The organism is Vibrio sp. ZF57 (assembly GCF_001691235.1).
Classification (GTDB): domain Bacteria; phylum Pseudomonadota; class Gammaproteobacteria; order Enterobacterales; family Vibrionaceae; genus Vibrio; species Vibrio crassostreae_C.
This window is the reverse complement of sequence record NZ_MAKD01000128.1, coordinates 1-295: the sequence shown is the minus strand read 5'-3', so window position 1 is coordinate 295 and position 295 is coordinate 1. Positions and strand designations below refer to the sequence as shown.

General features: G+C 55.9%; 1 protein-coding gene. It reads left to right on the top strand.

The genetic code is table 11. From position 1 onward, the window contains the following. A partial coding sequence (locus A6D97_RS19530; RefSeq protein ID WP_139074330.1) for a hypothetical protein occupies positions 1-295 on the top strand: 295 nt, incomplete at both ends.

The following is a 295-nucleotide window of genomic DNA, read 5'->3' as shown; positions in this document are numbered from 1 at the left end:
TACCGACAATCGACTTGACGACCGTAGGCGACGGCAACATCAGTGTTGACGAAGCAGACGAAGTGACCTTGTCAGGTACCACAACGAATGTCGAAAACGGTCAGACAGTGACCTTGACCGTGACTGACAGCCAAGGCAACACAGCTCAGTTCACAGCGACCGTGACGGATGGTGCGTTCAGCACGACAGCAGACCTAACAGGTAAGGGTCTGGTTGATGGTGCGATCACCGTGAAAGCGGACGTGACGGATACAGCGGGCAACGCGGCGACAGACAGCGAAAACGCGACGTTGGA